Origin of the sequence: Pseudoalteromonas luteoviolacea, assembly GCF_021654285.1 — a bacterium.
Classification (GTDB): Bacteria; Pseudomonadota; Gammaproteobacteria; order Enterobacterales; family Alteromonadaceae; genus Pseudoalteromonas; species Pseudoalteromonas luteoviolacea_J.
Map to the genome: position 1 here is coordinate 289,602 of NZ_JAKFZS010000004.1, position 11,020 is coordinate 300,621.

At 41.5% G+C, this 11,020-nt stretch carries 13 protein-coding genes; 9 read left to right on the plus strand and 4 right to left on the minus strand.

What is annotated here, in order from left to right; translation table 11 throughout:
* Positions 1–86 precede the first annotated feature (86 nt).
* The 3 genes from L1077_RS05305 to L1077_RS05315 all read right to left on the minus strand — a co-directional run bounded on the left by L1077_RS05305 (position 87) and on the right by L1077_RS05315 (position 4,521).
* The gene (locus tag L1077_RS05305) at positions 87–1,829 is read right to left on the minus strand and encodes a carbamoyltransferase family protein (RefSeq protein WP_237135903.1); all 1,743 of its coding nucleotides are present in this window, start codon (positions 1,827–1,829) and stop codon (positions 87–89) included.
* Positions 1,830–1,906: 77 nt separating this feature from the next.
* On the minus strand, positions 1,907–3,019 hold the full coding sequence (fabD, locus tag L1077_RS05310) for an ACP S-malonyltransferase (protein ID WP_237135904.1): 1,113 nt from the start codon (positions 3,017–3,019) through the stop codon (positions 1,907–1,909).
* Between the two features lie 14 nt (positions 3,020–3,033).
* Positions 3,034–4,521: a PfaD family polyunsaturated fatty acid/polyketide biosynthesis protein gene (locus L1077_RS05315; RefSeq protein ID WP_237135905.1), complete on the minus strand. Its 1,488-nt coding sequence runs from the start codon at positions 4,519–4,521 to the stop codon at positions 3,034–3,036.
* A gap of 272 nt (positions 4,522–4,793) precedes the next feature.
* Here L1077_RS05315 and L1077_RS05320 point away from each other — a divergent pair, with 272 nt between their 5' ends.
* The gene (locus tag L1077_RS05320; RefSeq protein WP_237135906.1) at positions 4,794–5,306 is read left to right on the plus strand and encodes a M23 family metallopeptidase; all 513 of its coding nucleotides are present in this window, start codon (positions 4,794–4,796) and stop codon (positions 5,304–5,306) included.
* A 1-nt stretch (position 5,307) separates the two neighbouring features.
* Here the strand turns inward: L1077_RS05320 and L1077_RS05325 are convergent, their stop codons facing one another.
* Positions 5,308–6,306: an integron integrase gene (locus L1077_RS05325; RefSeq protein WP_237135907.1), complete on the minus strand. Its 999-nt coding sequence runs from the start codon at positions 6,304–6,306 to the stop codon at positions 5,308–5,310.
* Between the two features lie 253 nt (positions 6,307–6,559).
* On the opposite strand from L1077_RS05325, the gene L1077_RS05330 reads away from it, so the two are divergent.
* The 8 genes from L1077_RS05330 (at position 6,560) to L1077_RS05365 (ending at position 10,936) form a co-directional block, all read left to right on the plus strand.
* On the plus strand, positions 6,560–7,132 hold the full coding sequence (locus L1077_RS05330; protein WP_237135908.1) for an RDD family protein: 573 nt from the start codon (positions 6,560–6,562) through the stop codon (positions 7,130–7,132).
* A 600-nt stretch (positions 7,133–7,732) separates the two neighbouring features.
* A complete protein-coding gene (locus L1077_RS05335) occupies positions 7,733–7,969 on the plus strand; it encodes a hypothetical protein (protein ID WP_237135909.1) in 237 nt (78 codons plus the stop codon).
* 139 nt (positions 7,970–8,108) lie between these two features.
* Positions 8,109–8,441, plus strand: coding sequence for a hypothetical protein (locus tag L1077_RS05340; protein ID WP_237135910.1), 333 nt, complete (start codon positions 8,109–8,111; stop codon positions 8,439–8,441).
* 110 nt (positions 8,442–8,551) lie between these two features.
* Complete coding sequence (locus L1077_RS05345; RefSeq protein ID WP_237135911.1) at positions 8,552–8,836, plus strand: barstar family protein; 285 nt, start codon at positions 8,552–8,554, stop codon at positions 8,834–8,836.
* A gap of 113 nt (positions 8,837–8,949) precedes the next feature.
* Positions 8,950–9,546 (plus strand): hypothetical protein, encoded by a 597-nt coding sequence (locus L1077_RS05350; RefSeq protein ID WP_237135912.1) that lies wholly within the window; start codon positions 8,950–8,952, stop codon positions 9,544–9,546.
* Between the two features lie 145 nt (positions 9,547–9,691).
* The gene (locus L1077_RS05355) at positions 9,692–9,955 is read left to right on the plus strand and encodes a DUF7683 domain-containing protein (protein WP_237135913.1); all 264 of its coding nucleotides are present in this window, start codon (positions 9,692–9,694) and stop codon (positions 9,953–9,955) included.
* Between the two features lie 103 nt (positions 9,956–10,058).
* On the plus strand, positions 10,059–10,421 hold the full coding sequence (locus tag L1077_RS05360) for a hypothetical protein (protein WP_052262114.1): 363 nt from the start codon (positions 10,059–10,061) through the stop codon (positions 10,419–10,421).
* Between the two features lie 101 nt (positions 10,422–10,522).
* On the plus strand, positions 10,523–10,936 hold the full coding sequence (locus L1077_RS05365) for a hypothetical protein (protein WP_237135914.1): 414 nt from the start codon (positions 10,523–10,525) through the stop codon (positions 10,934–10,936).
* The last annotated feature ends 84 nt before the right edge of the window (positions 10,937–11,020 follow it).

The following is an 11,020-nucleotide window of genomic DNA, read 5'->3' on the forward strand; positions in this document are numbered from 1 at the left end:
GTGTAACTAATAATGTGCAAAGCAAATAAAGTGACCGCCTACCTTGGCGGTCGCCCTAAATCACCCTTGATTTAGGGCGCTTACTGTTAGCTCTTTTCGTAAATGGTGTTGTTAATCACCAACACGTCGATGCCTGACATCAGGAACACCGCGAGCATGTCTTCAACAGAATGCACTATGGGCTTACCCATAATGTTGAAGCTGGTGTTTAGTAGTACAGGCACGCCTGTGATCTCTTTAAAACTGCTGATCAAGTTGTAGTAAGGTTCGTTCCACTCTTTTTTCACTGACTGTAAACGACCTGTGTTGTCGACATGTACAACCGCAGGCACCTTGTCTCGTACTTCTTCTCTAAAGACCAAAGTACGCTCCATGTAAGGTGACTCTTGGTAGTTTTCAAAGTACTCATCGCCATGCTCGTGCAAAATAGACGGTGCAAACGGTCTGAACTCTTCACGGAACTTAACGCGGGCATTGATGGTGTCTTTCATATCTGGCAAACATGGGTTTGCGAGGATGGAGCGATTACCTAAAGAGCGCGGACCAAATTCGGCGCGACCTTGTGCCCAACCGATGATTTTGCCTTGTGCTAAAAACTCTGCGGTTTTTTTGTAGACCTCATCGCCGTAATCTGTGGCTTTTAAGTGGCCATATTGCGCCAGCTTTTGCAGTGATTTTTCTTTAACTGTCGAGCCTGTGTATGGCGATTGCACGGTTTTACTTGGCTGCCAACTTGGGTTGTCTTGCTGGTAACTTAAAAACGCAGCGCCAATGGCATTACCATCATCAGCAGGGGCTGAAGGCACAAAGATGTTGTCAAATTTTGAGCGCTCAAGGGCGGTGCCCATGAATGAGGAGTTCAGTGAACAGCCACCTGAAATGCATAGGTTTTTAGACGGTGCATACTCGTATGCGGCATTGATTAAATCCATGAAGATCTCACCAAACACCAACTGACCTGTGTAAGCAAAGTCTTTATAGCGTTCAACCGACTCACCTGGCTCTCTTGCCATGCTTTTGATTTCTTTCATGATGGCATTTAGGTTTTTCGGAACAGCAAAGTTACCGTTTTTAACCTGCAAAGATGAGCGCAGTAAATCATAGACTCTTTGGTCTTTTTTACCGTAAGGAGCTAGGCCCATGACTTTCCACTCTTCGCCTTTGAGTGGGTCAAAGCCGAGGTTTTCACAGATGATGGTGTAGAACAAACCCAAGCTCTTAAATGAGCGTTTTACCTTGATTGGTGCAGGTTTAATTTTGCCATGTTTGTAGGTGTAATAGGCAATACTGCTTTTTTCGCCCATGCCATCTACCACGATACAGGTCGCGTCATCATACGGGCTGTTAAAACAGGCATTGGCCGCGTGGGTTAAATGGTGGTCGTGATAGCGTACATCCGTTGGTTTTTTGGTTCGGTAGTTACCGACGATAAAATTGCGGCAACCAGCTTCAAAAAAGCGCGATAGGGTTCTGCCTGCCGCTGCTTGAGAAGCGCGAGCAAAGTAGAACTGATCTTTAATATCACGGGTGTTGACGTCAATATTAAATGAGAAAGTCTCTAAAATACTTAAAACCACATTTTCTAAAATATTGGTGCTTTTTTCGCGGCCTTTACTCCATGTTTTGGCAATCACTAGCTCGGTGCAATCGGCGCAATGCGCTTTTAGTACTTCTTCAATGTAGTAAGGATTGTCTGGCAAGCAGTATAGGCCACGTTTGTAGCCTAAAAAGCGCTCTGCGTCTTCGGCAAAAATGAGTTCGCCTTTTGCGTTAACGATTGCAATTGCAGGGTCGTGAAATGAGGTGGCTAAGCCAATGTAATATTTCATCGCTGTGGTCCAATATTATGGTTAAGTTTTATTCTGTTGATGGCCTTGCTTGGGCCAGTGATTGTATTCATGTGGATTTAAGCCGTTGCGGGTATGTGCGCGTGCTGCTGGGCAGGGCGTAAATCAGTTAAATGGAAGTATCCGCCGAAACCGTGCAAATAAAGTGCAGGGCGGTGGCCAAACTGTAGAGTGGCTTGAGTACGGGTCTTATAGGGTGTTTTTTGACCTTTAATAAGCACCTCGGTACCCACTGGATACGTGTTATTCCAGTGTGCAACCTGCTGCTGCGGCGTAACACTTTCTTGATTATGTGATGGTGTTGTTACCGCACTTGACTGCACTGGCATCACAAACTGCTTTTCAATGGTTTGCACTAATTTGGTCAGCACCTTTTTTGGCCCAAGCTCTAAAAAGTCCATATCACCTTGCGAGAGCAAGTATTCAACGCTTTTAGTCCACTGCACAGGCTGGGTAATTTGCGCTATTAAGTGCTGAGCGATATCCGCATGGTCATAAGGCTGTGCTGTGACGTTAGCTATCACAGGTGTTTGCAGAGTTTTAAACTCAAAGCCTTGAATAAATTCAGCAAACTCAGTTTGCGCAGGGGTCATATAGCGAGAATGAAAGGCACCACTGGTATTGAGTTTGATAAAGCGACCACCTAGCTGCTCTATAAAAGCTTGGCTTTGGTTAATGTCTTCAGCAAGCCCCGAGATCACGATTTGGTCTGGTGCATTCAAATTGGCAATATCTATGGTGTTTAAGTGATTGTCTACCAGTGCGTTATTTAAATCAGATTCACTGACATTTAGCACAGCGGCCATGGCGCCGGAGGCTGCTTTGCTCATGAGTTCACCGCGCTTTTGTACCAGCTTTAATCCAGTTTCAAAACTGATCGCACCTGCGGCAAATAACGCAGCGTATTCACCCAAACTGTGACCTGCTAAATAGTCCGCTGAGCCCTGTTGTTTTTGCTGTTGTAAAAAGGCGAGGACACTGACGACATAAAGCGCAGGCTGAGTAAATTGAGTGTGATTAAGTTGCTTTTTGGGATCTGCCAAGCACAGCTCGCTGATTGAGTAGCCAAGTAAGTCACTGGCTTGCTCAGCATACGCAGGAAACTCAGCAAAAAGCGGTTTGCCCATACCGACGTATTGTGAACCTTGTCCCGGAAATATGTATGTTTTCATATCTACTCCGTTTTTTATTTGTAAGCGAGGTTAGCTGCCAACAGCTGTTGCACCTTGGCATTCATCAATTCAGCGGTGTCTTGCATCAGCTTGTCAGCTATTTTGTCAACGTGACGGTTTTGCCATGGTTCAAGCTCTGTGCCTTTGACCCATTGATTAAATGCACCTAGGGCAGGGCCAGTGTGCACTTGAAAGTTCACCCGCATTTGCTCATCGCCGCTAAAGGCCAACTTCATGCTGTGGGCAAAGTACCAACGAAACACGCGGGCCATTTTATATTTACCGTCTTTTTCAGCGCGCTCTACGTCATGTGGGCGCTTAGATGCAAGCAAGTAGTCTTTGGTTTGTTGCCAGATCTCGTCAAAGCTCATGTTGAAGTATTTGTCTTGTAACTGCGCTTGTGTTCTTTGTGGTAGGGCGTCGAGCGAGTCATATTGCTGATAAAGCTGAAACAACTTGTTGGCACGCGCCGCAAAAAAGCTGCCTTTTTTCAGTACCTGCACCTTGGCACCGGATTCAAACATATCGCCAGCGGGCGCATACTCAGTGTCTTGCACATTGATGTGTTGCAGCATGTGTTTGACGGTATCGGATGTACCTGCTTCGACGGTGCATTGGTTGATAGAGCCCGTGAGAATAAAGTCTGCGCCCATCATAAAAGCGGCTGCGGCAGCACTTGGCGTGCCAATGCCGCCACCAAGCCCTATTCGCGGTGAATGCAAAAAGCCAAACTCAGCGACTTTTTGGTCCCTTAAGCTTTGGATTGCGGGCAGTAAAACAGCGGGTTGTCCTCTGTCTGTATGGCCGCCTGAGTCAGCCTCAACGCAGATGTCATCACACATAAAAATAGACTGACTTAGTTGTGCTTGCTCAGCCGTGATTTTGTGCTCATCAAGCAGTTGTTGGACGATTTGCTGAGGTGCTGGGCTTAAAAAGCCATTGGCGACTTCTGGGCGAGAGAGTTTGGCGATCAGTTTATTGCGCGAGCGCACATTGCCTTGTTCATCTTGGTATAACCCCTGTAAGCGATACAGTACCAGAGCGGGTGTAATACGGATAAATGCCGCCGCTTCTATACAACGGATTTCTTGTTTGAGATACAGCTCAACAGTGGCGAGCTCAAACTCTGGTGAGTCTAAGTTGGCTACTAAATTCATGCCGTACGCTTGGTTTTGTAACAGCGCTGCTTGGATATGAACAATGTCTTGTTCGATGTCTTTTAATTGTCTGCCGCCAGTGCCTAAAAAGCCCATGAAACCAGCTTTTGCAAGCGAAATTACCAGCTCTTTGGACGCAATACCACGGTACATGCCACCTGCTACGTAGGCATATTTAAGGCCATAGTCTTTGCGAAAACTGGCACAGCCAAGACTAGACGGCGAAATAGTGATGAGTTCATTCATATTTGTGTTTTTAGTACTTTCTGGGTCTTTATTGTTATTTTTTTGTTCACAAACGGCACCTGTTGATTGGAAATTTTCCGAATTTAGTGTGTGCTGCATATCTATTCCAAGTGACGTAAGCCCTCATTATGGCAAATAGTGATACATAATTATGAAAGCAAAATGGAGGAATAAATCAGTTTTATATAGGACAAGATTATTAGTTTGTATTTTAATCAGCGCGATATTCAGCACTTTTTAAGGAGTTTTAGTATTTAATCTACTTTTAAAGGCTTGTTACTGACTAAGTTATTACTTTTCGTGCAAAACGCGCAATAGATTTATTCGTGTTTTAACACTGTTAGCAAGGTGATTTTTTCAAGGAGATTAAATTGAAGTTGCTCAAATCTGTATTTTTATCCCTGTTATTTGTATTTTTTATTGGTATTTTGCTCCCTCAATCCCTTCACATACCTGTGAAAGGCGCTTCCGTACATGATTGGCACCACAACACCTTTTGGTATGAACCGTGGGGTACATCAGGCGTGCACAAAGGCATAGACATATTTGGTAAAAAAGGCACAGACGTATTATCAGCCTCCAGTGGTGTTGTGCTTTTTGCTGGGCAAGTCAGTAAAGGCGGCAAAGTAGTAGCTATACTTGGGCCAAAATGGCGCATTCATTATTATGCTCATTTACAAAGCTATGCAGTTCATCAAGGTCAGTGGCTTAAATCAGGTGAATTAATGGGTACCCTTGGCGATACCGGTAACGCTAAAGGCAAGCCCGCCCATGTGCATTATTCTATTTTGTCTCTTATCCCACTTCCTTGGCTCGCAACACTTGAAACACAAGGCTGGAAAAAGATGTTTTATTTAGATCCAAGTAAGGTTTTGGTGGAGTGAGTTATTTTACTTTGCTAAAGGGCGTTATTTGATCTGTGGCAATTTTACTCAATGGGCTTGTTACTCCTTGCGCGCCTTGTTGGATAACATGAGTATATATTTGTGTTGTTCTAACATCTGTATGTCCAAGTTGAGCTTGCACAGTTCGGATATCTGCACCATTTTGGAGTAAGTGAGTGGCAAAAGAATGCCTAAGTGTGTGTGGAGTGACAGGTTTTGTGATCTTTCCCCTTTTTGCTGATGTTTTTACAGCTCTTTGAATTTGCCGTGGGTCTAAATGGTGACGGCGAAGTTGCTGTGTTTCAGGGTCGATACTCAATTTATGAGAGGGTAGTAAATAATGCCAACCAAGTTGTTTGTTTGCGCTTTTATATTTATCTCTGAGTTTGTGTGGCAACCAGACTCCAGCATATTGCTTGTTTTGAATATCTCTTTGTAAATATGCACTGACGACTTTGATTTGTTGATGAAGTGGCTCTATGAGGTGAGCGGCAAGTGTAACCACTCGGCTTTTTCCTCCTTTACTCTGCCATATGCGAATACAATGGTAATCAAAATCAATATCTTGTACTCGTAACCTCAGCACTTCCATCAGCCTTAAACCACTGCCATAAAGCAAAGATACTGCCAGTAAATGTTGATGAGGGCAGTGTGTTAGCAGCGCTGCGATTTCCCGTTCAGTCAATACAATGGGTAACTTTTGTTGGCGGTGGCTTTTATTAAACTTAAGCGATAGGCTCAATGGTTGTTTGATGATCTCTTTATACATATACACAAGTGCATTGAGCGCCTGAGCTTGTGTATTTGCAGCCACGTTTTGTTGGTTGGCTAGGTGACTTAAAAACTGTTCTACCGCCTCCTCATCAAGTGTTTTTGGGTGCAATAAATTATGAAATCGAATAAAGGCAGTTATCCAATAGAGATAACATGAAATAGTACTTTTGGCATATCTTTGCGTATACATATGTTCCTGAATCATGGATAAAAATGGTGATTTCATATGCAGTTCCATTTTAAATTATTTATATGTATATATATACAGTGCTCAGTATTTGTCAAATATCACTGTTATACGACAAGTGACATATTTTAACCATTTCTAATCTGGTGACATTTGCCTAACTTATTGTTATGGTTAAGGGTATTAAAGTGCGTATTTGAAAAGCTGTTGTTATGCGGCAGACATTACGCTGTTGTTATGCGACATTTGTCGTAGATAAAAATGTTAGAACGACCAATAAAATGGAGCGTATATGTCTAAATCTGTTGGTGAAATTTACAAAGAAATTGAGCACAAAAAACGGTTCAATACCTATCTTCAAAAATTATTAGCTACATTAATAGATATTGTTATCGTTTTTGTTGTAATTGCTTTTTTTTCGTCTCACTTAATGGACGGTTCAGATTCCTTCTATTCTCAATCTGTTCGTTTTCTAATTCCATTTATACCTATTATCTATTTGGTCTTAATACCTGTCGGAAATGAAGCCAATACTGTTGGTAGACATTTAATGAAATTATTCTACTTAGACTATAAAACGGAAAGTAAAATAACATTATCGCAATCATTTAAACGAGAAATACTCCAATTAATATCCTTAATTATTGCGTTTGTAAGCCCATTAATTTTGAGTGGTTGGGTCTTTGATTATATTTGGGTTCTAGGTGACAACATTTCACCTCAATGGACTTACGCAGCGTTATACCTGACCATACCAATCTTCTTATTTTGGATGGCAGTAGATATTGTCACCATTAATCCGAGGAATAAAAATAGATCTCTTCAAGACTATATTGCTGGCACAATGCCTATGAGAGAGCTGTAGGTAGTTCTAACAAGTTACTCAAAAGGACGCAAAACGCTTGGCTTGTGCTCCTTCGTCGCTAATTTTAGCCAAGCATTTATGCGCCCATTAGTAAGGCGTTAGCTGACTATGAGAGTTCTAGTGAAATACTTAAAACTAATTCTAATCTTTAGTTTTCTATCTTCGATTGCAGCATATGTATATTTCACTCGTTTTCAGAAAGTGAGCGTTGAACTGATGCCCCCTGAGTTTAGATTATGTGAAAAGACTATTACTCCTAATGATACCTCTTACGTTGAAATCAAAAATTGGTTAATTGAGAATAAGAATGGCTGGTCTACAGATTGGAATACACCAATCGCAGGATTGTTATATTCCTACCCATCTTATTCAATAGTCGTTTTTCCAACTGGTGTTCATGTTAGCTATAAAACGGATAGTGGATATAAAAGGTTAATAAAGTCTACAGAACATAAACTTAGAACGTCTTGTAAAAGCGTCAGCTAACAAACGCTTGAACAAGGACGCAAAACAGCAGGCTTGCGCTCCTTCGTCGCTAATTTTAGCCTGCTATTTTCCGCCTGTTAAGGCGGGCGTTAAATACACAAAACCATAAGAACAATGAAGCACGAACTTTGGGTAGAAAATGAAAGCGAGCAAACATTTTGCTTGGCAGGTCCTCACGGAGATGATGCACGTAAATTGCTTGAGCCTGGAGCGAAGTTGGAGTGGTCGTGTGAAGCATCATCATACTTTGAGGCAATGACTAAGTATTATGAGTATATGGGGTGGGGTATTTACAAAAGTGAGTATCCCGAAGAAGATCAGAAGACGTACTCCGAACTAGGGTGGGAGTAATGTTCATTTAACAAGCTCAGCCAGCAGGACCTCCGTTCCGGCGCTTCTTTTTGTGTTGGTCGCTACGCTTACACAAAAAAAATCGCCTGCACTACGGCCGCTGCTGCAGGGCGTTATGTGCTCAGGGGAGTGTCCTAGCTTGAACGAAAATTATAAGTATGCAGCCCATATGATTTCTTGGGTTGAGAAGCTTGGTGTGCCGGAAATCCCTTTGGCTAAAAGTGCATTTTCACAACTAAAAGGTTATTGGTTTGAACATAAAAATCTTAACCTTGAGCAGTTAAAAGAGGATTTGTGGTCTTGGGTTGATAGTAACGATGGTTACAACATATCTGTCCCAGAAGTAGCAAAAATGAGAATTATTTTGTGCTTAGCTTATGAAGATAATCGCGAGTTAGAAGATGTTGGCTATTTTGAAGATTTATTAGTAAATCTTGGCATCTCACATGAAGATGCATACAAGCGCACATAACAAGTGCCTAAACCAAAGGACGCAAAACAGCAGGCTTGTGCTCCTTCGTCGCTAATTTTAGCCTGCTATTTTTCGCCGGTTAGGCAAGCGTTATATTTCACGGAAGTTTTATGGAAATTGTCATTGATTGGAGTCTAATTAAAACTGAAGAGCAATTTTATGATGTGCTCTTATCACAAGTTGGTGCTCCTGAATGGCATGGACATAATTTAGATGCTCTAGCGGATTCCTTAATTACTGGTTCTATCAATTCTATTGAGCCGCCTTATAAATTGATGTCTGTAAATTCTAGTGTTAATTTGGGCAAACTTAAATCATTTCAAATTAAGGTATTAAGTATTTTCACAGAGGCGGCTATAGAGCCAAACAGGGAAATCGAGTTTTGTGTAAAGTGAAATATAACAAGCTAATAAATAAGGACAAAAAACAGTTGGCTGTTTTCGTTCCTCAACATTTTAGCCAACAATTTTTTGCCCATTATTAGGGCGTTAGCTTTCAAGGAGAAGCCATGAAGTCTAAATATATTACTTTCATCTTGATGACAATAAGTTTGAAATCTTATGCCGGACTATGGACTTGGGAAGGTGTCGGCGCTACAAAGTGGCTTAATGGATACCCAGAATGTGGCTGCTACTTTAGTCTGCAATTTTCGGATAAAGTAACACCTAAAAGCGCAGCTCACTTTGATTATCAGGACATTTCCTATCAAATAGTTTCATTACCAAAAACTGACTTTCTTTCCGATCATTCAAAGACTGAAAATGAAAAACTCATCTTGGAAAGCCACCTCAAATATGAATTAGGTTATCTGAAAAAATCTTCAAAAAACTATGATGTAAAAATAAAGCATCAAGAGTGGATCAAAGATCAAGGGTTGCTTTATTGGAATTTAATAAGAAAAAACAATAAAGAATCCAGCCAATTGGTTACTCTTTCTATGGTTAGTGATAAATGTGTATTCTATATCACTTCAATGGTTAAAGATGATAATCAAGTGGCAGAATCTAAAGCTCATATTCTAAAGATTATGAATACTCTAAACATACATGTGCCAACATCTAAAGATGAATTTGAAGCTTTGATATCAGAATTTAAACCAAGCTAACAAATTTAGGCAGCAATCGCGCACAAAAACACGTGCGCTAGGACGCCCAACACTCCGTTTGCTTTGTGTTGTCGCTCCGCTCCAAATTAACACAAAGCAAACTACGCGTTAGGCGCCGCTGCTAAAGGCGTTATATGGCATTGGGATGATTGATACAACGCTCAAAGTACGGCGATTCATCGCAGAGTACTCAGAAAAAACAGAAGAACTAGTTGCTGAGCATGAATTGGCTGAATTTGACTTGTGTAAGTTCAAAGCTGAATTTGGTGGAGTGAATTCAGAAGGGCTAATGTTTGAGAGCTACGAAATTCTAGAACCTAATATCAGTTTTATTAATAAGTATGTTTCGCAACCAATATGCTGGAATTTCGAAAAAAGCTCTTACTTTGTTGAGGCACATGCCATATAACAAAGCAAATTAAAAAGTTCGGACAAAAATCAGTTTGCTTTGTTCGTACCTCACAAATTTTAGCCAACTAATTTTTGCCGTTTATTTGCGGCGTTAGGTTTACATGGAATTTCTGCACAAATTTGCATGTTTTGATTGTCGAGTGGCATTCAAAAGACGTGCAACTGAAGAGTCAAATACGGGTACTGCTTGGCAAGCTGATTCAGAACTCGTACATAATTGCCCTAATTGTGGTCGCAGGATGGCTTTTTTAGGTCGAAATTTTCGTACACCGAAACAGTCGAATACAAATAAGTGGCATTCAGCAAGGTTACTTTGGGAAGCTGGTTTCAGGTACTGTGGTAGTGGTTACCATTCAGATCCTGTTCTCCCAGAATCCAAAGTTGAAACAATAGAGTTCATTAAGAATAATCCTTGCCACACTCAAAAAATTGCAAGTAATAACTTTTGGGAAAAGTATACCTAACAAGGCCGTTAAACCAAGGACACGAAACAGCAGGCTTGTGCTCCTTCGTCGCAAATTTTAGCCTGCTATTTTGTGCCGTTTACGGCAAGCGTTAGGTGAATATGCGAATTTACATATTTGTGTTTCTATTTTTTGTTTCTGTGGGTTTGGAAGCTTCAGAAAAATATCAATTTGATTGTAGCCCCTATGATGGAATTGCTTCATTTCGAATTAAAGGAAGCTTCGAGGCTAAATTGAAGGCTCCTTATTTAGGTTGGGCCCATAGCTACGCTCCTATTGGTGAGCATCAAGAGCTATTGGGCTGTCGTGTACCGTGGTACGAAAAGTTTATTCTTAAAGGCGAAGTAAGCTCGAACTACATGCTACATGCTCATGAGTATGTAGAGGGCTGTATGTTTGGGCTCGAGATTCCAACAGTTTCAGGCGAGGGGCGTATGTGGGTTTATCGCTCAAGTAGTACTCATGAAAAAACAAAACCGGTAGGTGCTAGTTGTGTTGTCACAAAACTCCAGTAAGTCACCTAACAAGCTTATCAACCATCGCCACTTCGTGGCTGGACAGCCTAAACGCTGCTTCGCAGCAGGCTGCCGGTTATAAAG

Bases quoted from the DNA above. Each gene is read 5' to 3' on its own strand.
- L1077_RS05305 (WP_237135903.1), bottom strand. From the start codon at position 1,829: ATGAAATATTACATTGGCTTAGCCACCTCATTTCACGACCCTGCAATT.
- fabD (WP_237135904.1), bottom strand. From the start codon at position 3,019: ATGAAAACATACATATTTCCGGGACAAGGTTCACAATACGTCGGTATG.
- L1077_RS05315 (WP_237135905.1), bottom strand. From the start codon at position 4,521: ATGCAGCACACACTAAATTCGGAAAATTTCCAATCAACAGGTGCCGTT.
- L1077_RS05325 (WP_237135907.1), bottom strand. From the start codon at position 6,306: ATGAAATCACCATTTTTATCCATGATTCAGGAACATATGTATACGCAA.
- L1077_RS05330 (WP_237135908.1), top strand. From the start codon at position 6,560: ATGTCTAAATCTGTTGGTGAAATTTACAAAGAAATTGAGCACAAAAAA.
- L1077_RS05335 (WP_237135909.1), top strand. From the start codon at position 7,733: ATGAAGCACGAACTTTGGGTAGAAAATGAAAGCGAGCAAACATTTTGC.
- L1077_RS05345 (WP_237135911.1), top strand. From the start codon at position 8,552: ATGGAAATTGTCATTGATTGGAGTCTAATTAAAACTGAAGAGCAATTT.
- L1077_RS05350 (WP_237135912.1), top strand. From the start codon at position 8,950: ATGAAGTCTAAATATATTACTTTCATCTTGATGACAATAAGTTTGAAA.
- L1077_RS05355 (WP_237135913.1), top strand. From the start codon at position 9,692: ATGATTGATACAACGCTCAAAGTACGGCGATTCATCGCAGAGTACTCA.
- L1077_RS05360 (WP_052262114.1), top strand. From the start codon at position 10,059: ATGGAATTTCTGCACAAATTTGCATGTTTTGATTGTCGAGTGGCATTC.
- L1077_RS05365 (WP_237135914.1), top strand. From the start codon at position 10,523: ATGCGAATTTACATATTTGTGTTTCTATTTTTTGTTTCTGTGGGTTTG.